Genomic DNA, 22042 nt, shown 5'->3' with positions numbered 1-22042 from the left:
GGCGGCGCTATAGGCGTCTCGCAACGCGGGCGTGGTGGAATTGGTAGACGCGCGGGATTCAAAATCCCGTTCCGCAAGGAGTGTGGGTTCGATTCCCACCGCCCGCACCATCCAAGATAGCAGGCTCTGTAAAGTCCACCGCACGGGGGACAGGAGCCTGCATCAGCGGATCGCCTGGGGTCGCACGTCCCGCGCTCCGCTGCGCGAAATGACAATCGAACGGCATTGTCATGCTGGCACTTTACAGCCCATCCGGGATGCAGCCATCGCCACAAATTGACCCCGCGAAGCGACAATGTGCCTTTGGTGATTGATTGGCTATCGCTTTATCAATCATAATTGGGCTATATCGTGATGGATAGAAAGGCTTCCTATCCATCATGCGCTGGAATTGGCAACTCCCCGACTGGCCTGATTTCCGCTTCGACGCGGAACGCATCCGCGCGTCCGAAGAGCAGTTCCTGAAAGGCTCCGGCGTCGTTATTGGCGCGCTACACCACCTGGACGCCGATGAGCGCGATGGATTGACCATCGAACTCATTTCGCAGGAGGTTGTCGATAGCTCTGCCATCGAGGGCGAGATCCTCGACCGCGCCAGTGTCCAGTCGTCGCTCGCACGGCATCTGGGCTTTGCTTCCGACCAGCGCCGTGCAAGCGCGGCGGAGGCCGGGGCCGCCGAACTCATGGCCGACGTTTATCGCAGTCATGCAGCGCCGCTCGACGATCGGACGCTGTTCGCATGGCACGCCATGCTGATGAACGGCCGTCGCGACATTGCTGATGTCGGGCGCTACCGGACACACGAAGATGCGATGCAGATCGTTTCGGGCGCACTCCATGAGCCGCGTGTCCATTTCGAGGCACCGCCGTCAGATGCCGTCCCGATGGAAATGTCCCGCTTCATCGCGTGGTTCAACGACAGCGCGCCGTCGTCACCAAACCCGCTTCCCGCGATCACCCGTGCCGCAATCTCGCACTTGTGGTTCGAGAGCATCCATCCCTTTGAGGACGGCAATGGCCGCCTCGGGCGCGCGATTGCGGAAAAGGCATTGGCCCAAAATCTCGCTGCCCCGACGCTGACGGCACTCGCGGAAACGATCCACCGCCACCGCAAAGCCTATTACGCCGCGCTTCAACTTGGCAGCCAGAGCAACGACATCAATGCCTGGCTGACGTGGTTTGCCGATATTGTCATCGAGGCGCAGGCGCGGACAATCACCCGTATCCGCTTCCTGATCGAAAAAACGCGACTGCTCGATCGCTTGCGCGGCGAAATCAACGAACGGCAGGAAAAGGCCCTGCTACGTATGTTCCGCGAAGGGCCGGATGGTTTTGTGGGCGGTTTGAGCGCCGAAAATTATCGGACGATCACAGATGCCAGTCTCGCCACTACGACGCGCGATTTGAACGACCTAGTTGAAAAGGGGGCGCTGATCCGCAGCGGCGAGCGTCGCTATGCACGGTATCGACTTGCTGCTGGAATAACGGTCGATCACAGTGCAAGTGAAGAATGAAATGATTACAGATTATCACTCAAAATACTTGGCTAGCGATCTTGTGCGGCGTCGATCATCAGACAGCAGCGACAAGTTGGCCGTAGCCGTCGCTGGCGCGCAGGTGGATATGAACCCGCACCAAGTTGACGCCGCACTCTTTGCATTCGCATCACCTTTGTCAAAAGGCGCTTTGCTTGCCGATGAGGTCGGGCTTGGAAAGACCATTGAAGCGGGCCTAGTCATCTCTCAACGCTGGGCCGAGGGAAAACGACGGGTGTTGATTATCGCCCCATCCAATCTGCGTAAGCAGTGGTATCAGGAAATGAACGAGAAGTTCTTCATTCCCTGCTCCATCATCGAATCTAAGTCATACAACGCTGCGATCAAGGCAGGCAATTTCCGACCATTCGACCTGAATGACAGTGTTGTGATCTGCTCTTATCAATTTGCCCGTAACAAAGCCGCTGATGTGCATTCGATGCCTTGGGATCTTGTCGTTATTGACGAAGCTCACCGACTACGGAACGTCTATAAGCCGTCGAATGTGATCGCCAACACTTTGAAAATGGCGCTGGCGGAACGGCACAAGCTGTTGCTGACAGCGACGCCTCTGCAAAACTCGCTATTGGAGCTGTTCGGATTGGTCAGCTTCATTGACGAACATACGTTTGGCGATTTGAAGAGCTTTCGGGAGCAATTCGCCAATCTTTCGCAGGAGCGCACCTTCGAGATTCTGCGTGAGCGTTTGAAGCCGGTTTGTCACCGCACGCTTCGTCGGCAGGTGACAGCCTATGTCCCCTACACCAAACGCCACGCAATTTTGGAGGAGTTCAGCCCGGACGAAGCTGAAGACCGGCTCTACAATCTCGTGACTGAGTATTTGCAGCGCGACAACCTACAGGCGCTTCCCGCCAGCCAACGCTCTCTGATGACGCTCGTGCTTCGTAAGCTGCTCGCGTCGTCCACATTTGCCATTGCGGGCGCGCTCACCTCAATATCCAACCGGCTACAAAAGCGGCTCGATCAGAGTAGGCCCACATCGCTCTTGGATGAGCTGGACGAAGATTATGAGGCGCTGGATGAAACGGCGGAGGAGTGGTCGGACGACGAAATTGAACCACTGACGGAGGCCGATCAGAGGGCGCTTGAGCTCGAAATTGTTGAGCTTCGTGAGTTTGCGGAATTGGCAACCTCAATCGACCAAAACGCCAAAGGGAGGGCGTTGCTGAAAGCACTGGAAGTAGGCTTCGCCAAGGCGCGCGAATTAGGTGCCGATGAAAAGGCGATCATTTTCACCGAATCGCGCCGCACCCAATCCTATCTACTGCGGGTGCTGGCCGACAGTCCGTTTGCCGACCGCATAGTCCTGTTCAACGGCACCAACACCGACGATCAATCGAAGGCGATCTACCGCGAATGGGTGTCTCGCCACGAAGGTTCGGATCGCGTCACCGGATCGAGAACCGCCGATATGCGCTCTGCCTTGGTCGATTATTTTCGCGAGCAGGGCAGGATTATGATCGCCACTGAGGCCGGAGCAGAGGGCATCAATCTCCAATTTTGCTCAATGGTCGTGAACTATGACCTGCCCTGGAATCCGCAGCGTATCGAGCAGCGCATCGGGCGTTGCCATCGTTACGGCCAGAAGCATGATGTCGTCGTCGTCAATTTCCTCAACCGGAAGAACGAGGCCGACCAGCGGGTTTATCAGTTGCTGTCCGAGAAATTCGAGCTTTTCGAGGGCGTGTTCGGAGCTAGCGACGAGGTGCTTGGAGCCATTGAATCTGGCGTCGATTTTGAAAAGCGGATTGCCGGTATCTACCAACAATGCCGCCAGACCGCCGAGATCAAGTCAGCTTTCGACGAACTCCAGCTCGAACTCACACTTGAGATCAACGAGGCAATGACCCACGCGCGGCGCAAACTGCTGGAAAATTTCGATGACGAGGTGCGCGAGAAGCTCAAGATGCGCAACGCCGACACGAACTTGCACCTCAGCCAGTTCGAGCGGCAATTGATGAAGCTGGCGGCGCATGAGCTGGACGGTGATGCTGTTTTCATCGACTCATCATCGTTTCGGCTCAATGCCGTCCCGCATTGGATTTCGGACGAGGGTGTTCCTACCGGCCTTTATGAATTGCCGCGCCGCACCGGCGACGCGCATCTGTTCCGTGTCAATCATCCGCTCGGTCAGGCCATCGTTGCCCGCGCGCAATCGCGTGACCTGCCTGTCGCCGAGATCGCCTTCAACTATTCGGGCCACGATGGGCGCATTTCCCAAATCGAACTCCTGAAAGGTCGATCCGGCTGGCTCGCGGCGTCGATGCTGTCGGTCGAGGCGTTGGGCCAGAGCGAGGATCACCTGTTGCTCGCGGGAACGACTGACGACGGAACCACGCTTAGCGCCGAGGCCACTTCGCGGTTGATGACCATCGCCGGCGCCGTCACTGGATCGGCCACACAGCCCGATGCAATCGCAACCGCACTTGCGCAATCGATGGCCGAGCAGCAAGCGCACATCCGCCGGGATATATCTGAACGCAACGCTCGCTTCTTCGAGATCGAGGCTAACAAGCTCGACGGATGGGCGGATGATTTGAAAGTCGGGCTGGAGCGCGAGCTGAAGGAGCTTGATCGCCAGATCAAGGAAGCCCGCCGTGCCGCGACGCTGGCGCAGACGCTTGAGGACAAGCTGGCGGGACAGAAGGCGGTCAAAGCGCTGGAAACCGAACGCTCGAACAAGCGCCGTTCGCTGTTCGACGCTCAGGACAAAATCGACGAGCAGCGGGCGGTGTTGATCGCCCAAATCGAAGGTAAGCTCGAACAGAGCGCGGAGACCAAGCCGCTGTTTACAATTCGGTGGAGTGTGAAATGAGCGACGATGCAGCGCCATCGGCAAAGTTGGCAGAACAGACCGTGGATCAATTGATCCAGTCTGGCCTTGTCCGTCCGGAGAAGCGGGATTCCGTAATCGCCAAGATCGCAGCCGGGCAGATGAAGGGTGAAGATTGGCGGTTGGAAATTGACTTGAGCGTTGAGAAGGCAGGCGAGGCATGACCGCGGCACCCTTGAAATCCCTGACGCTGACGGCGTTTCGCGGCGCTTCCGAAACCTTCAAGCTGGATTTTGAGCCGAAGAAGAAGCTGACTATTGTTTACGGTGAGAACGGCACCGGTAAAACGACCATCTGCGATGCGTTCGAGGTTCTCGCAAAGGGAGAGGCCGGTTCGCTCAAGGACAAAGGAATCGACGCTACCCGGCATAAATACCTGAATAGTGCTAAGAAGAAGCCGGAGGACCTGGCGGTTTCGCTGGAAACCGCTCAGGGCGCGGCTTGCACGGGAAAGCTAAGCGGCAAGAATGTCGTGGTGACGCCGGAATCGGGGCGACCACGGCTAGCAATCATGCGTCGCAAGCAGATGCTCGATTTCGTCGAAGCGACGCCTGGCGAACGATATACGGCAATTGCAAAGTTTATTGACATATCGGCTTTCGAGCAATCGGAGGCGAACCTCAAGAAACTTGTTGGCGACCTCGGAACCGAGAAGTCGTCTGCTGACGGGATGGTGTTGCAAGCCTACACGGCATTAGCCGATGTCTATGCGTCGGCAGGCAACGCGCCGGGGCAAAATCCAGCCGAATGGGCCGCTGAGCTGCTGGCCCAGCCCGAGGGGAACGAGGCGCAGGAACAAGCTGCCGTCGATATGCTTGTTGTTCAGTATCAGGCGCTGGCCGCTTACCCCGGTCAACTGCAAACGCGTGAATCTGTCGTTGCCACGGCGCAGTCGGATTTCGACACGGCCCAACTGGAAATGGCTGCATCGGCTAGCGTCGCTACCGCAAGCGCCAACGAACTCGTTGCGGTGCTAGAGGCGGGGCAACATTATCTCGAAGCACATCCCGATACCGATGTTTGCCCCTTATGCGAAAGCGCCGAGCGGGCCACCGGATTGGCAACCACGATCAAGGATCGGCTCAATCAGTTTGAAGCGGTCCGGGAGGCGAAAACCAAGCTCGACAAGTGCCGTTCGGCTCTTGAGCGAGCCAAAGCGGACTTGGCGCTCTTGCAATCCGGCTATGTGGAAAACCTGACCGGCTATCACGCGGCCAGGACGGGCTTCGCCTGGGATCAGAAATACCTCTTTCCCGAAACCCTGCCGCCGCAGGCCATCGCGGATTTGCAGGTTTGGCTGGATGCCAACAATGACCTGCATGGCAAGTGGAAGGACATTGAAGCATCGTTGCGGCAGGGCAAAGAGCGTCGGGAAAACGCCGCGCGCGCCCTGCAACGCTACAACGACAACACGGCAAAGGTTGCCGAACTGGGTGCGCTTATCCCAAAACTGGAGCAAGCCTATACGCTGGTGAAGAGCCAGCGGCAGGCTTTCACCGACAGCATCATCGCCGAAATCGGGGCGAAAGTCGGTGAGCTGTATGAGCAAGTCCATAAGGGGGAGGGAAAGGACAAGATCGCGCTGGCAATTGATCACGCGAAGCGCGCTTCGATTGACTTGAACGCGGAGTTTTCCGGGCAGGACGCGCCACCGCAAGCCTATTTCAGCCAGTCGCACCTCGACACACTTGGACTTTGCATCTTCCTCGCACTGGCGTTGCGGGAGAAGCCCGAAGAAGCCGTGCTGATCCTCGATGATGTACTGGGTAGTGTCGATGAACCGCATGTCGATCGGGTGATCGAGATGATCTGCGCGACGACAAAGGAATTTCTTCATACGCTTATCACCACGCACTACGGGCCTTGGCGGCACAAATATCGCTGGGGGATGATCAAGGGCGTCCATCCCTGCCAGTTCGTGCATTTGCTTGGCACCGGGCTCGATGGTGTGATTCAGGCGACCGGATCAATCCCCGAAACTGAACGTCTGCGAGCAATGACGCTCCAACAGCCGCACGACCTGCAAGCCATTGTCGGGAAGGCAGGCGTGGTTCTGGAGGCGCTGCTGATCTTCGTGGCGGAACGATATGCGTGCAGATTACCGTTCAAGCCAAATGGTCGGCACGCGCTTGGGGATTTGTTGCCCTACGTAAAAGGCAAATTGCGGGACGAACTGCATGTCGAAATCATCGAGAGCGACGGGACGACTGTGACCGTCAAGGACAAGATCCAATTCAAGCCAATTCTGGACGAAATCTCTGCCATCGTGACCGTGCGCAACGAAGTCGGAGCGCATTACAACACCGATGGTTTTGACGTTCCCGACGCGAAGGCGCTGGCCTTCGCCAATCATGTCATGGCGCTGGCGGATGCCATGATCTGCCCCGATCACGGCTGGCCGACGAGCGACCGATCCGGCGACCACTGGGCGAACAGCGGCGGAACGCGCCGGATGCGCCCCCTGAAAGAACCCAAGTAGACAACCCATGAACAAAAAACAGAAACTCGAACTGACATGGGTGGGGAAAGACAACCGGCCCCGTTTGGAGCCGCGCATTCTGATTGAAGACCCGGCGAAGAGCTATCACGCCGCCGCGCGGGTGACGGACGCGGATATTTTCGACAATGTGCTGATCCACGGCGACAATCTGCTCGCACTCAAGGCGTTGGAGGCGGATTACGCGGGGAAGGTGAAGTGCGTATTTATCGACCCGCCTTATAACACCGGCAGCGCTTTTACCCATTACGATGACGGGCTGGAACATTCGATATGGCTGGGCCTAATCCGTGACCGGCTAGAGATCATTCGCAAACTCATGTCGGAAGATGGCACCCTTTGGATCACCATCGACGACAACGAGGCGCATTATCTAAAAGTGTTGTGTGATGAGGTTTTTGGGCGGTTGAACTTCATCGCAAACGTCATTTGGGAAAAGTCTGATAGTCCCAAAATGGACTCGCGTTTCTTCTCGTCCAGACATGACCATGTTTTAGTCTATGCCAAAGCTATCGAACGCGCTCGAATATCTCGAATGCAGACAGACGATGTTCCAGCCCATTTCAACAAAACTGATCATAATGGCCGAAGCTACTATACGAAACCGCTGCGCGCGATGGGCAGCGGCGATGATACTCGCGAAGCAAGGCCTACCTTATACTTCCCACTCACTGCCCCGGACGGCACTGAGGTTTTCCCCATGAGGCCCGATGGCGTTGAGGGTCGTTGGCGATGGTCGCAGAACAAGATTACCGCAGAAGCCGATCGGATTGACTGGGTGAACGGTCGCGCCGGGTGGTCGGCATATTACCGCATTTATGCAGATGGATCGACCGGACGGCCGCCGGAGACGATTTGGCCTCACAACGAAGTTGGGAGCAACCGAACTTCAAAGATTGAAATTCAAGCGCTTTTCGATGGCGGAGATCAGTTCACTACGCCCAAACCGGAGCGTTTGATTCAGCGCATTTTGCAGATCAGCACAGAGGATCAGGACATTGTTCTCGACTCCTTCGCAGGTTCGGGCACGACTGGTGCAGTCGCTCAGAAGATGCGTCGCCGTTGGATAATGGTTGAGTTGGGCGACCATTGCACCACGCATATCGTGCCGCGTTTGCAAAAGGTCATCGACGGCGATCAAGGCGGAATCAGCACAGCTGCGAACTGGAAGGGTGGTGGCGGTTTTCGCTATTATGAACTCGCGCCGTCGTTGCTCGAAACCGACAAATGGGGTCGGGAGGTCATCTCGCGCGATTATGACGCGGCGATGCTAGCGCAGGCTATCTGCAAACTGGAGGGCTTCACCTACGATCCGAGCGATAGCGTATATTGGCAGCAGGGCCATTCGTCCGAAAGTGACTTTCTTTATGTCACCACCCAGACATTGGGGCCGGAGGAACTGGCGGCGCTCAGCGATGAAGTGGGCGAAGGCCGCTCGCTGCTGATCCTATGCGCCGCGTTCCGGGGCAATGCCGACCTCTGGTCGAACCTCACCTTGCGTAAAATCCCCAACCACATCCGCAGCAAGTGCGAATGGGGGCATGACGATTATTCGCTGAACGTCGCCAACCTGCCTATGGCCGAGAAGGAACCGCTGCCTCCGCCGCCCGCGCAATCCGGCCTGTTCGACGGGGAGGATGTGGCATGAGCAATGTGCGCCACGTCAACGCCGTCGCCGGTCGCTTGAGCCTGCGTCCGCCGCAGCGTCGTAGCCTCGAAATCCTTGACCGGATTACCGAGATTGTGCCGCTGGCCCGAACCGCTGACCTTGCCGCCGCCAAGGACATAATCGCGAGCGAATATCCCGGTGTGGTCGATTTTGAACGCGACTTTCCCTCGCTTTGCTTCGCGCTCGCCACCGGCGTTGGCAAAACACGATTGATGGGGGCGTTCATCGCCTATTTGAAGATCGCGCACGGGATCAACAACTTCTTCGTTCTCGCTCCCAACCTCACCATCTACAACAAGCTGATCGCCGACTTCACGCCGAACACGTCCAAATATGTGTTCAAGGGCATCGCGGAGTTCGCGATTTCGCCGCCGGTGCTGACCACCGGCGAAACCTATGAGCGGCAGATTGCCTCAGGCGGCAATCTCTTCCCGACCACCATCAACATTTTCAACATCGCCAAAATATCGTCTGAAGTGCGCGGCGGGCGAAGCCCGCGTATCCGCTCTTTTCGCGAGGAGATCGGCGAGAGCTATTTCGATTATCTGGCGAGCCTGCCCGACCTGGTGTTGTTGATGGATGAATCGCACCGCTACCGCGCCACGGCCGGAATGCGTGCGATCAACGAGTTGAAGCCGGTGCTTGGCCTTGAGCTGACCGCGACGCCGTTCGTCGAAAGCCCGCGCGGGCCGGTGCCGTTCAGCAACGTGATCTTTGATTATCCGCTCGCCCGCGCGATGGAGGATGGCTTCGTCAAGGAGCCAGCCGTCGTCACCCGCAAGGATTTCAATCCGGTAGGAAAATCGCCCGAAGCGATCCAGACTATGAAGCTGGAGGATGGCGTTCGCCTGCACGAAAGCGTCAAGGTCGATCTGGAAACCTACGCCCGCGAAAATGGCGAGCGTATCGTGAAGCCCTTCGTTCTGGTCATCGCACGCGATACGACCCACGCGGCAGAGTTGACTCGGTTGATCCAGTCCGACGCCTTTTTCGAGGGCCGCTACGCCGACAAGGTTATCCAGGTCGATTCGAGCGTGAAGGAAGAGGAGACGGTCGAGAAGCTGTTGACCGTCGAACAGAATGACAATCCGGTCGAGATCGTCATTCACGTCAATATGCTCAAGGAAGGCTGGGACGTAACCAACCTTTACACAATCATTCCGCTGCGCGCTGCAAACGCCCGCACCTTGATCGAGCAGAGCATCGGGCGCGGGCTTCGCTTGCCTTACGGCAAACGCACCGGCGTTGCCGCAGTGGATCGTCTCAACATCGTCGCGCATGACCGATTTCAAGAAATTGTGGACGCGGCGAACGATCCCAAATCGACAATCCGTTTGAAGCAGCTTGTGCTCGATGAGGCCGATTTGTCGCGCAAGACCGTGACCGTCGTGGCTTCGCCGACGATCCTGGGCAGCCTTGGCCTACAACCCGCGCCGAGCGTGGATGCGGCAACGGCCTCCGGCCCCGCGCAGACCCCGGCTTTCACCGACCCGAATGATATTCGTGTCGCGCAGCTCGCCTATGATGCTTTCCGAAAGCTCGCGCGTGAACCCGACAAGGTGCCGAGCGTATCATATCTCTCTCGCGCCGATGTTCAAGCACAGGTCGTGCGCGAGGTGCGCAGTCAGTATCAGGCACCGCAGCTCGAACTTGACGGAATCGCGAAGCCCGCGCCCGACATGGAAGCCGTTATTGCCGCAACCGCGAAATTGATGGTCGAACGCACCATCGACATCCCCCGCATTACTGTCATGCCCAAGGGCGAGGTCAAGGCGGGCTTCAAGCCGTTCACACTCGACCTATCCGGGATGCGCTATCCCGCGCCGAGCGATGAGCTATGGGCCAAGCATCTGCGCACGGATCAGGTCGATATTATCGGCCTGTCGCAAGGCAATCTGCTTGAAGACCGGTTGGAGGATTATGTCGTCAGCGGGCTGATCGACTTTTCCGACATTGCCTATGATGAACATGCCGACTTGCTCTATGAGCTTGCCGGACAGGTCGCGCGGCACTTTCTCACCTACCTTTCCGAGACCGACGCGGGGCAGGTCTTGTCATTGCACCAGCGCGAGATTGCGCGTGCGGTTCATGCCCAGATGCAGGATCATTTCTGGAAAGACGAAGCGGTCGAATATCATCACGAGATCCGGCAGGGCTTCTCGGAACTTAGGGAAACCGCATTTACGGCGTCACGCGAAGCCCCGCTCGATTTCCGTGTGCCGCCCGCCGACAAGAGCAATATGGCGCGGTATCTGTTTGGCGGGTTTACGAAATGCCTTTCGACGGTGGCGAAGTTTCATTCGGACACCGAACGCAAGCTGGCGGTCATTCTCGAACGCGAGGCGCTCAAATGGCTGCGGCCCGCAAAGGGCCAGTTCCAGATGTTTTACCGCAGCGGTCACGATCATCTCGAATATCAGCCCGATTTCGTCGCTGAGACTGACGATCGCATTCTTATGCTCGAACCCAAGATGGCAACGCAGATGAAGGACAAGGATGTTCTGGCGAAGCGCGATGTTGCGATCCAGTGGTGCGCCTGGGCGAGTGAACATGCGCGTTCGTATGGCGGGAAGCCGTGGCAGTATGCCCTGATCCCGCATGATGCGATTGCTGAAAATATGACGCTGGAATTTTTGATGAAGCAGTTTGGGTAGGGCTTTGGCGCTCCGGAAAAATTGCTGAGGGGGCTTAATGAACGAGTTACTTCGGGCAGCGACAAGGGATGTTTCGCGCTTCCTATCCAACCAACTTCCCAAACTGTCGCCTGACTGGTGGAACAAGCTGGTCATCGATCGGCTTAGTTTTCAGCAACAGCGCACTGCCCGCGAGCGGGGGTTTAAGCAGTTAGATCAATTCGACTTTGCCGCTTTATTGCGTATTCTGGATCAGAATTGGTTCGAGATCAGCTCGACGCTTAGCCTGCCGCGTGAAGCCCGTTCGTGGCTGAAGGAATTGCAAACCGTCAGGAACAAGTGGGCGCACCTGTCGTCAACCGACCTCCCCCCCAGTGAATCGTATCGAGACGCTGATACGCTCGGCCGCCTTCTGGAAGCCATAGATGGGAATGCGGAGACACGCTTAGCGGTGGACGCGGCCAAAAACGCGGCGATGGCGGCAATGAGCCCACCTCCATCCTCGAATGGTCAGCCACACGATGCTCTGACCCCTGCCTCAATCAATCGGGTGCCTGAAGAGGCCGTGCAGGTAAAAGGTGCAGCCGCCCAATCGTTGTTCAAGGTTGGCGATCTGGTCGCATTGCGATCGGCTCCCACTCTCTTGTTGCCTGTCATAGAGGTGATGCTCGGGGGTGCGGAAACCCGCTATCGGGTTTTCCAAAATGGCATGAAGTCTGTCTTTTATGAAAGCCAACTCCAATCCGAACAATCTGACACCGAGCGACCTACGCCGCTCAATGCGGCGCAGTTGCGGGCAAGGCTGACTGCATTTCAAATCCTGTCGGGTTCGACAGCCAATCTCTACTCTTTGCGCTCGGGCAGGGTGCAATTTGTCCCTTACCAATACCGGCCCGTTCTAAAACTCATACGAGCTGACCGACCGCGCCTGTTGGTGGCTGACGAAGTGGGCGTTGGCAAAACGATTGAAGCGGGCCTCATCATCAAGGAGTTGCGCGCGCGAATGGACATCAAGTCCGTTCTCGTAATTTGCCCGAAAGCCTTGGTCGCTGAGCGAAAATGGTTCAACGAAATGAAGCGCTTCGATGAGCATTTTAATGCCCTTGATGGTGCTATGCTCCGTCATTGCATTCAAGAAATGGACTTGGATGGCGAGTGGCCTGAGCAGCACTCCAAAGCAATTTTGCCTTTTTCACTATTCGATTCCGATATGCTTCTTGGCACACCTGGAGGGCGTGGCCGACGAAAGGTTCGCGGCCTACTGGAGCTTGACCCACCCCCAAGATTCGATCTCGTGATCGTCGATGAGGCGCACCACATCCGTAATAGCGAGACGTTCTTGCACCAAGGCGTCCGATATTTTTGCGACAATGCACAGGCGGTCGTGCTGCTAACGGCTACGCCCGTTCAGCTTGGTAGCGATGACCTATTCACGCTTCTAAATGTTTTGCGTCCTGATCTCGTTATCGATCACGCCAGCTTTGAACAAATGGCCGAGCCTAACCGACCGATCAACGCCGCTATTCAGCATTGCCGGTCAGTCGAGGACGGTTGGCAACAGAGTGCGGTCGATGCCTTGAACGACGCGGCGGCAACTGAATGGGGGCGGCTTTTCCTTCGGGAGTCCCCCAATTTTCAAGCTGTATATGATCGACTAGGACAGCAAGGGCTTGAGGATGCCGACCGGATTCCGCTGATTAGGGAGCTGGAAGAACTCTACACGTTTAGCCCGCTCATAAATAGAACCCGTCGCCGCGACATCGGCGATTTCACAACTCGAAAACCTGAGACCGTATTGGTCGAGTTTACGTCAGAGCAGCGCGAGCTGCACGACAAGCTTTTGGATTTGATCGGCCGAATTCTCGCAAAATGCCACGGTCAGCAGAATGTAAAATTCATGATGACGACGATTCGTCGCCAAGCCGCCAGTTGCCTTTACGGGTTAGCGCCACTGCTCGCCGACATTCTGGCTGGCAAGCTGGATCAGCTCGAAATGATGGAAGCGGCAGACAGCGACAGTGACGTTGATCTAGGGTTTGTGCAGTCCGTGCGTCGCGAAATTGATGAACTCTTAGCCCTTTCCCAAAATTTGAATCCCGAGGATCGCAAGATTGAGGCATTCAAGAAAATTCTCGCCGACAAGGGGTGTTTGGAAAACAATAAGTCTCTCGTCTTCACCACGTTCAGGCATACGCTTTCCTACCTTGCGGCACATACCGCCGAAACCGGCCTGCGGTTCGGTGTGGTTCATGGTGGTATTCCCGATGAAGAACGCGCGAATTTGAGGCGGCGCTTTGCACTCGCGAAGGACGACCCCGAGGCAATCGACGTGTTGCTATCTTCTGAAGTCGGTTGCGAGGGACTCGATTTCCAGTTTTGCGACCTTCTGATAAATTATGATCTGCCCTGGAATCCGATGCGCATTGAGCAACGTATCGGTCGAATTGATCGATACGGCCAGCGTAGTCAGACGGTGGCGATCATGAACCTTGTCACGCCGGGAACGGTTGACGGCGACATTTATCAGCGCTGTCTCTGGAGGATCGGTGTTTTCCAGCACGCGGTTGGCGGCAACGAAGAGATATTGGGGACCATCACCCGAGAAATTCACGACATTGCCGAAAGCTTCAGTCTGAACGAAGATGAAAAACGTAACCGGCTAAGGCAACTGTCGGACAACGTCATTCGTCAACTCCGGGAAGAGGAGGACTTGGAAAACAAGCAATCTGAGCTTTTTGGCCTAGACGTTCCAAAGCCGTCATGGCGGGACGACGTTGAGGCTGCGGAGACATTTTGGCTTTCTCCTGCCGCGATCGCTGCCGCCGTTGAAGCCTATCTTTCTGGAAGGCTGGAAAGCGAGGGCGAACATCTCCTTGGCGCAGGGCCGCTCAAGACGCTTAGGTTAAGCCAAGAATCACGGGCCGCCCTCTTGTCAGACTTTAGTCGGCTAGCTCGTTCGGTTGACCCGATCTCACGGGAATGGGAAAAGTGGCTTAAGGGTGGGCAACCGACCTTGGCTGTCACGTTCGATCAGGAAGCTGCATCCGAAAATCCCAAAACAGTCCACATTTCGGTCATCCATCCCCTTGTGCGTCAAGCGGCGCGCTTTCTCGATGTCGATGAACCCCAGTTCTGCACCCTGGAACTCCACAGCGTCGATTTACCCGTTGGGGATCACCCCTTTGCGCTATATCGTTGGACGAAACACGGCGTGCGACCAGATGAGGCGCTTGTCGCCATTGCGTCCGACATGGCGCTAGAAAGTTCATTGCTAGAGGTTCTGTCGCAAGTCAATCATGTCGATTTGGCGTTGCCCGGACTCGATATTTTTGAGGGTTTGGAATTCCGCCATCATGCAAAATGGGTGGAAGCTCAGGCAAACCATATCGACGCAAATCGTCAGTTAGTTGACCATAGGGTTCAGAGCCTCACGGTTAGCCACCGCGCCCGTTCAACTGTCATCGAAGATCAAATTGGACGCGCTACGAACGACAAAATTCGTGTCATGCGCCAAGGTGAGCTGGCGCGAGCAAACGCGGACTTTGATCGCCGCATCGTTGAACTTGAGCAAGCCACTAGCGGCGGTGATGTCCGTGCGTCCCCCATTGTGTTTGGCTTGTTGCGGATCGTGAAGGCATCGGCATGAGCGTCATTAATGATGTCCGCGCGGAACGCGAGGATTTGGCCCGCGTACTTGAGAAACATAGCGGAATTCGTAAGATCGTTGAAGATCTTTACCCGGACAGCGCCCACTTCATATACGAACTTTTGCAGAACGCTGAGGATCGTGGCGCTACCGAGGTCAAGTTTATCCTCACGCCTGATAAGTTGATATTCGAGCATAATGGCGAGCCGTTTCGCCCACAGGATATTTATGCGATCACAGATATTGGCGAAGGTACCAAGGCCCATGATGATGACAAAATCGGCCGCTTCGGCGTCGGATTCAAAGCCGTGTTCGCTTACTCTGAAACTCCACACATCTGGTCGCCGACATTCTCGTTCAAAATCTGCCGATTGGTTCTTCCCTTTGAGCTAGAAGGCCCCGACAGCTTACAGGGCCAGACACGTTTTGAGTTCCCATTTGATAACCCCAAAAAGACGGCCGCTGATGCTCATCAGGAAATCCAGACAGGTCTCAACGAGCTAGCTGAAACAACGCTGCTATTTCTGCCGAAAATAGAATCGATCAAATGGGAATTGAAGGGCGAGATGTCCGGCGAAATTCTCCGGATTTCTCACACTGATTCGCACATTGAGGTCATGAAGCAGGTGGATGGTCGCACGACGACAAGCGACCACTTTCTCAAATTCAGTCAGCCGGTAGCAGGTTTGGAGAAGCAACGTGTTGCGATAGCTTTTGCACTCGAATTGCTGCCCAGCACCAAGAACGTCTCCAACGAAAAACCGCTCTCGGCCCAGCTAAAAATCGTTCCCGTTCCTGGCCAAGTTGCCGTCTTTTTCCCCGCCGGCAAAGAGACATCAGGTCTGCGTTTCCATCTGCACGCCCCTTTTGTCCCTGAGCTAAGTCGGGCCAGCATAAAAGAGACCCCGGCCAACAAGCCTCTGTTCGAGCAGCTAGCGATTCTGACCGCATCATCGCTTCATTCGATCCGGGAGTTGGGGTTACTCTCGAATGATTTTCTGGGCGTCTTGCCCAACCCCCAAGACTCGTTGGGTGCCCGATACGTTCCAATCCGTGCCGCCATTTGCGAGGCGATGAACAACGAGCCGTTAACGCCGACCCACGCAAAGGGACACGCCCCCGCTCGAACTTTGGTTCAGGCCAAATCCGCACTCAAAGATTTGCTCTCACACGACGATATTGAGTTCCTGATCGACTACGACGACGACCCGCCGCAATGGGCCGCGAGCCGAGCCTTGCAGGGAACCAATGTCGAAAAATTCATGAATGGTCTCGCAATCACTGATTGGGACATCGACGAATTTGTCAGTTGCATCGACGAGAAAGCTTCGGAAGGCAGTTGGCGCGGTGTGAACGCCGAATTTATGCAATGGCTGGCTGGTAAGAACGGCGAGTGGCACCAGCAATTCTATGCTCTATTGGCCAAAGAGGCCGACGCACAAAGCGCAATCTGGCGGCTGAAGCGGTGCCGAATAGTGCGGCTTGCTGACGGGCGCTATAGCGTGGGGCCGAAATGTCATTTTCCGAGTGACAGCGGCCTGAAATCTACTGCCGTGCTTTGGGTCGATCATGCTGTCTACACAGCAGGAAAAGGCAAAGCCCAGCAGGAAAGCGCCCGAAAATTTCTTGATGATCTTGGTGTAACCAGCGTCGGCGAGCGGCAGTTCGTGGAAGCGATCCTCAAAGACGGTTATACGAGCGACACCCGGACACTAAACCAGCGCGAATATGCGACGCATTTGCGCCGATTTATGAAGCTTTTGGATGATGAACCCTCGTCAGCATCCTGGTTGTCATCGTATCAGCTCTTCCTCGGAAAAGATGATAAATGGCACCAACCGGCCAACATATATCTTGATGCACCCTTCCTAGAAACCGGTGTTGGTGAATATATCGAAATCCTCGGTAATTCGGACAAAATATTCGCCTTGGCTGAAGGCTATGTGTCCATACCTATAGACACGCCGAAAATTGCGCGATTTGCCGAAAAGCTCGGTAGCATGACGCGGATCAGCGTCACAAAACAGCGGTGCGCAAATAATCCAAGCTGGGCTGTTTTGCGAGCTGTTCCTGGGGAGCGCTTTACCTCACCGATAGATCGGGATTTTGCCATCCAGCGCTTCACACAATTGGCAGAACGAAAGTCGGTGAGACTATCAAAGCTTGTCTGGGAGACGATGCGCCTATTGCCGGAAACACATCACGGATATGACTGGGCCACTTATGAAAACCCGCTGCGAGCGACGTATCGCAAGAACGAAAGCAACGGGACGAGGTTTGCCGATTCCGTCCTTGTCCATCAGCTTCGAAACCACGCATGGGTGCCGCAGGGCGAGGCTGAATTCGTAAAGCCTGCGCTCGCTCGATCAGAACTGCTTCCGGAAGGGTTTACCTTCGATGCCGGATGGCCGTGGCTAAAGGCGATCCACTTTGGCAAGAATATCGAGGCGCAGAGTGCCGCCGCCAAGGCACAGGCTGCTACCGTCGCCGATCGGGAAAAAACGCAGAACGAGGCCGCTAAAGCGTTGGGTTTTGCCGATGCGGAAACAGCCCGCAAGGTCGCTGAAATTCCGCCTGATGAGTTGAACCGTTTCCACGCGGAATGGGAGCATCGAAAAAATTTTCAAATGCCGGAAAATGAACCAAGGAATCCTGAGCGGCGCGCACTTAAGGTGAGCGCCCAGGCAGCCGATGCGCCGGGAAAAGTCAGTGAACAGCGGACACGATCTGTTTCGGTCGGAATCGGGGCGGTAAAGGATGAAGCTGAGCAATATCTGCGGCAGCAATATACGAATCCCGACGGTGAAATGATCTGCCAAATTTGCAGCAAGCCGTTGCCTTTTCGGCTTCCAGACGGCCGGCATTATGTCGAGAAAGTTGAATTGTTCGACGACGCTGAAAAACGGTATTTTCAGAACTATCTAGCGCTCTGTCCTAACCACGCTGCGATGTTTCAACATGCGCTCGGATCAGGCGACGTAATCCACGAAATGTTCCTGGCTTGCGATGATGGAAATCTCGAAATAATTTTGGCCGGTAGTGACGCTACGGTCTATTTTACCGGGACGCACATGGCGGATTTGAAGGCCATCATGGAGTCCTGATGAAGATGCTTCTGTGTTATAGCGCTGCCTAACGGCAACCCGCTCTATGCGCTGCGCGCACCAAGCCTGTAGTCTTGGCCCTTCGGGTGACGATCGGGAGCGTGGGAAAATGAGCGGGATTTTCTAAGGTCGCACTCTTTCCCGCTGCGCTCCTTGAGGGTGCGGAGTCTTTGCGCTGACCCGCAGGCACTCATGCCTCTCTCCTTGCCGTGCGAGCGCCGGCCGCGCTTTCGCTTCGACGGGCGGCGCTGCGCCGATGGCGCAACATCCTTGTCTTTGCTCTGCTTGCCGCCACGTCGCCCGTCAGCGTCTCGCCGTGCAAGGGTGCCGTTGCCTGTGCCGCGCTGCGGCTGAGGGGGGCTGACCGCCTCCGTACATTTGATGTTGCGGGAACGCCAAGGGCTTTGCCCTCTCGTTCCCAAAGCAGAATAGCCGCCCCCGTGTGGCGGTCGCTGCGCGCCCGCTGGCCCGCGCCAGGGCGTCGATTCAGCTTTCCCTCCCCCTCCCATCCTCGCCGGAAGGCAGAGCCGCATGTCGCAGCCAGTGCGGCATCCTGCCGAGGAAGGAAGGTTTCAGATGACCGATTTACTCTTGAACTACCGTGCTTGCGGCGCGGAGTGCCGCGACGATTATTTGCGCGAGATCGCGAACGAGAACGGCTTGCCGCTGGATTGCGTTCGCAAGATCGCTGACCGGCTTGGCGAGCGCGAGGATTTCGGGGCGTTGATCCTGATTTGCGAAGGGCGCGGAGCGCGGAGCGCCAATCAGACACAGGGGCGGGTGCAATGAGCGCGACCCTCACCAGCCAGCGCGAGCGCATTGCCCGTCTGAATGACTTGGCACGGCGCGCGATGGGCGTTGCCTGCACCGCCGTTGCAACGGTCGGTTTTCGTTCGCTGCCCGATGCCGATCAATCATGCGTCCGCGAGTTGATCGAAACCTTCGACGCCTTCGACGAGGACAACGACCCGCACGGCGAACGCGATTTCGGGACGATCTACCAGCTTGCCGATGGTGTCTGGACGACCGAGCGCCCGCGATTGCGCGAGGATGAGCACGAACGGGTGTTCTGGAAACTCGATTACTACGACCGCCAGATGGAGTTTGCCAGCGACGACGCGGCGAACCCAGCGATCACGCGGCGCGTCCTGACCATCATGCTGTCCGATGAATATTGAGCGGAGGCAGCCCCATGAAACGCAAAGACCTTGCCAGCGTCACACCACCCGACCCCGATCAGATCATGATTGCGGGCATCGCGCCCGTCAGCATGGGCGAACGGCTTGGCTGGCTTGCCGCGCAACCGATGCAGCCCCGCCGTGAACAGCGCCCGCTCGACATCGGGTTTTGGAACCCGATGCGCGACCAGCTTGAGATGTTCTGACTTCCCCGTTTCCAACTATTTTCAGGAGTGTTTCCGATGACCCTACAGACCGTCAAACTTTCGCAGCTTCGTTTGTCCCCGCTCAACGTGCGGCGCGTGAAGCCCAAGGCCATCGACCAGCTTGCCGCCGATATGCTGGCGCATGGTCAGTTGCAGAATCTTGTCGTTTACGCCGAAGGCAATCGCTTCGAGGTTGCCGCCGGAGGCCGACGCTATCGCGCCTTCAAGCAGCTTGAGAAGGCCAGGGCGATTCCGTCATGCCATCCTGTCAGCGTGGACGTGCGCGACAAGGCCGAGGCGGTCGAACTGTCCTTGGCCGAGAATGTGAGCCGCGAGGACATGCACGTTGCCGATGCGGTGATCGCTTATGGCGACCTCCGCGCCGAGGGTAAATCGCCCGAGGATATTGCGGCGCGGTTCGGCGTGGCGTTGTCGTATGTTAGGAAGGTGTTGCGGCTATCGGCATTGCACCCAGATGCGCTCGCATATCTAGCGCAGGACAAGATCGGCATGGAAGCCGCACAGGCATTGACGCTGACCGACGATCACGAGCGCCAACTGGATGCGTTGAAGCGGTGCGGAAACAGCGCGCATCAGATCAGGCGGATGCTGACCGAGGAAAAGATCGGCACGACCAGCGCTCTGTTCCTGTTCGCCGGGCATGATGCCTATGTCGCGGCGGGCGGAACGATCACGGCCGACCTGTTCGCGGCAGACGGCGACGGCTTTGCCAACGACCCTGCCTTGGTCGAGACGCTGGCGACCGTGAAAATGGCCGAGGTAGAAGCGGGCTATCGTGCGGAAGGCTGGAGCGATGTTCGGGCCTCGCTCGAACGACCGGACGACTATTACAACCTTGTCACTGTCCACGCCGAGGGGAAGCGCGAGCCGACCGAAACCGAACAGGCCGAGCGCGCCCGTATTCAGGAAGCAGCCGACGCGCGGCTTGCCGAACTGGGCAAGGGCAACCAGTGGGGCGACAGGGTGTTCAACGGGCTGGAGCGCGAAGCCCGCATCCTTGAAAACCGCCTCTGCGTGTTCACCGATGCGCAGAAGGCAGACAGTGCGATGGTGCTGTTCGTCGGCAATGGCGGCGAGATCGAGGCCAAGGCTATCCGCACCAAGCGGATTGCCAAAGGCGGCAGCGGCGATGCACCAGCGATCAAGCCCGATTATTCGGGGGCGATGATCGAAACGCTATCGAAGATCAAGACGCTGGCCGTGCAGGAGGCGGTTGCCACCAATCCGGCGCTTGCGCTCGACATCTTGCTCGATTGTCTTGTCGGGCAGGGCATCCACAGCGAACCGTCTTATTACTCCCCGCTGTCGCTTCGGCTTGAAGGGTTCAATGCTGCCGTCCCCGACGACATGATGACAATGGCCGACATTGCATCGGTAGATGAGATCGGGGGGGGCTACTTCGCTGCATTGCCCGAGGTTAACCGGTTCGCGGCTATTCAGGCGATGGACGCGGACGCCAAAGGCCGCTTGCTGGCTTTGCTTGTCGCCCGCCAGATCAACGGCGGCGAGACGTCCGGTTCGCGCCGTGACCGTCGCCACCAGCGGTTCGACCAGATCGCCTTTGCCTCTGGCGTCGATATGGTCGCCAAGTGGCAAGCACCGGTCGCTTTTTACGACCGGCTCAAAAAGCCTGTGATTGCCAAGATCATGACCGAGGCGCTGGGCAAGGCCGCTGCCGACAATTGCGCCAAGATGAAGAAAGGCGACCTTGCCACTGCCGCCGCCGAGCGGATGGCAGGGCGCGGATGGCTGCCGCCCGCGCTTGTGATCGCGGAGCCGCCCGTCGAGGTCGCGCAGGAGCGCGCCGCATTCGACGACGACGACGATGGCGGCGAGGACGACGAAGCCGCCGAGTTCGAGGATGAAGAGGCGGCTTGATGATCGAGAGGGCGGGCCGAGTGGCCCGCCCACATTTTCTTGTTGCCGCATTGCCCTGCAAATCGTTCGCGCGGCCCGTCCCTGCTGGACGGGCAAAGGCCGGACGTTCCGACCGGCCTCAAATCGGCACGGCAGCTTATTGCTGCCGTGCCGATTGCGCGCGAAGGATAGCGAGCCAGCCGCTTCGCGATTAGGGGAAGGGCATGATCGACCGTCCTCAATCGCCCTGTGTTGCAGTCTGCGCGCTCGATGCGCGCGCAGGGTTATGCACTGGCTGCGGTCGCACCATAGACGAGATCGGCGAATGGGGCGGCGCGACTGCCGAACGGCAGTGCGCGATACTTGCCTTGTTGCCGGAGCGGATGGCGCAGCTTGATGCCGGAAAGCCGGTCATGCTGTGATCGTCATGCCGCCGCCCTCGTCGGGATCATGCCCAGCCGAAAGCAATCGCCGCTGGTGATGATACCGCTGCCGTGGTTGTGGCGGATCGCCGGGATGGGTTGAAGGCCGCGGCGCTGCGCGCAGCGCGCGCGTGCTTGTGGACGGCGAGACTGTTCGGGTGAACGCGGCCTGGTGGTGCCGTGGGTGGCGGGTGAGCTGGCACCGGCTGTGACATCGCAGACCTCGGTGGCGATACGGCCAGAACCAATCCCGCGACGGATCGGCAGCTTCTCTTGTTCGGGGGTGGCAGGACGATTTCCTTGTTTGCCGGTTTCGTGGCCGCGCGCGTCGCCTAATACGATCAAGCAAAAAACCGGACGCCTCCAGATGCCCGCCAAGGCGGGCGAGGCGTCCTACGGTTTCCACCCCATTGCATGGGG

At 57.4% G+C, this 22042-nt stretch carries 14 protein-coding genes and 1 tRNA gene; 14 read left to right on the top strand and 1 reads right to left on the bottom strand.

All coding sequences use genetic code 11. The features are described from left to right. Window positions 1-25 precede the first annotated feature (25 nt). From U1839_RS02825 to U1839_RS02760, 14 genes are all read left to right on the top strand, one after another. Window positions 26-110 (top strand) — tRNA-Leu (locus tag U1839_RS02825). Between the two features lie 270 nt (window positions 111-380). Further along, window positions 381-1514 carry a Fic family protein gene (locus U1839_RS02820; RefSeq protein WP_332802161.1) on the top strand — a complete coding sequence of 378 codons (1134 nt, stop codon included), beginning with the start codon at window positions 381-383 and terminating at the stop codon, window positions 1512-1514. Continuing rightward, a complete protein-coding gene (locus U1839_RS02815; RefSeq protein WP_332802160.1) occupies window positions 1504-4371 on the top strand; it encodes an SNF2-related protein in 2868 nt (955 codons plus the stop codon). Before U1839_RS02820 ends, U1839_RS02815 begins: the two co-directional genes overlap by 11 nt. Further along, window positions 4368-4553, top strand: a complete 186-nt coding sequence (locus U1839_RS02810; RefSeq protein ID WP_332802159.1) for a hypothetical protein — start codon at window positions 4368-4370, stop codon at window positions 4551-4553. The genes U1839_RS02815 and U1839_RS02810 overlap by 4 nt, the downstream gene beginning before the upstream one ends. Continuing rightward, window positions 4550-6868 (top strand): AAA family ATPase, encoded by a 2319-nt coding sequence (locus U1839_RS02805; RefSeq protein ID WP_332802158.1) that lies wholly within the window; start codon window positions 4550-4552, stop codon window positions 6866-6868. Before U1839_RS02810 ends, U1839_RS02805 begins: the two co-directional genes overlap by 4 nt. Window positions 6869-6875: 7 nt before the next feature. Then, on the top strand, window positions 6876-8534 hold the full coding sequence (locus U1839_RS02800; protein WP_332802157.1) for a site-specific DNA-methyltransferase: 1659 nt from the start codon (window positions 6876-6878) through the stop codon (window positions 8532-8534). Next, window positions 8531-11209 (top strand): DEAD/DEAH box helicase, encoded by a 2679-nt coding sequence (locus U1839_RS02795; protein WP_332802156.1) that lies wholly within the window; start codon window positions 8531-8533, stop codon window positions 11207-11209. Before U1839_RS02800 ends, U1839_RS02795 begins: the two co-directional genes overlap by 4 nt. Window positions 11210-11246: 37 nt before the next feature. After that, a complete protein-coding gene (locus U1839_RS02790) occupies window positions 11247-14834 on the top strand; it encodes a DEAD/DEAH box helicase (protein WP_332802155.1) in 3588 nt (1195 codons plus the stop codon). Further along, complete coding sequence (locus tag U1839_RS02785; RefSeq protein WP_332802154.1) at window positions 14831-17938, top strand: sacsin N-terminal ATP-binding-like domain-containing protein; 3108 nt, start codon at window positions 14831-14833, stop codon at window positions 17936-17938. Before U1839_RS02790 ends, U1839_RS02785 begins: the two co-directional genes overlap by 4 nt. 576 nt (window positions 17939-18514) lie before the next feature. Beyond that, the gene (locus U1839_RS02780; RefSeq protein ID WP_332802153.1) at window positions 18515-18727 is read left to right on the top strand and encodes a hypothetical protein; all 213 of its coding nucleotides are present in this window, start codon (window positions 18515-18517) and stop codon (window positions 18725-18727) included. Then, on the top strand, window positions 18724-19116 hold the full coding sequence (locus U1839_RS02775) for a DUF3768 domain-containing protein (protein ID WP_332802152.1): 393 nt from the start codon (window positions 18724-18726) through the stop codon (window positions 19114-19116). The genes U1839_RS02780 and U1839_RS02775 overlap by 4 nt, the downstream gene beginning before the upstream one ends. A 14-nt stretch (window positions 19117-19130) precedes the next feature. Further along, complete coding sequence (locus tag U1839_RS02770) at window positions 19131-19322, top strand: hypothetical protein (protein WP_332802151.1); 192 nt, start codon at window positions 19131-19133, stop codon at window positions 19320-19322. A gap of 36 nt (window positions 19323-19358) precedes the next feature. Then, window positions 19359-21221 carry a ParB/RepB/Spo0J family partition protein gene (locus U1839_RS02765; protein WP_332802150.1) on the top strand — a complete coding sequence of 621 codons (1863 nt, stop codon included), beginning with the start codon at window positions 19359-19361 and terminating at the stop codon, window positions 21219-21221. A gap of 203 nt (window positions 21222-21424) precedes the next feature. Further along, window positions 21425-21622, top strand: a complete 198-nt coding sequence (locus U1839_RS02760) for a DUF1289 domain-containing protein (protein WP_332802149.1) — start codon at window positions 21425-21427, stop codon at window positions 21620-21622. Window positions 21623-21625: 3 nt separating this feature from the next. On the opposite strand, the gene U1839_RS02755 is transcribed toward U1839_RS02760, so the two are convergent. Then, window positions 21626-22000 (bottom strand): hypothetical protein, encoded by a 375-nt coding sequence (locus U1839_RS02755; protein ID WP_332802148.1) that lies wholly within the window; start codon window positions 21998-22000, stop codon window positions 21626-21628. Between the last annotated feature and the right edge of the window lie 42 nt (window positions 22001-22042).

Source organism: Parasphingomonas halimpatiens (assembly GCF_036663795.1).
GTDB lineage: Bacteria > Pseudomonadota > Alphaproteobacteria > Sphingomonadales > Sphingomonadaceae > Sphingomonas.
The sequence above is the reverse complement of the archived record's forward strand: the minus strand, read 5'-3'. Positions and strand labels throughout refer to the sequence as shown.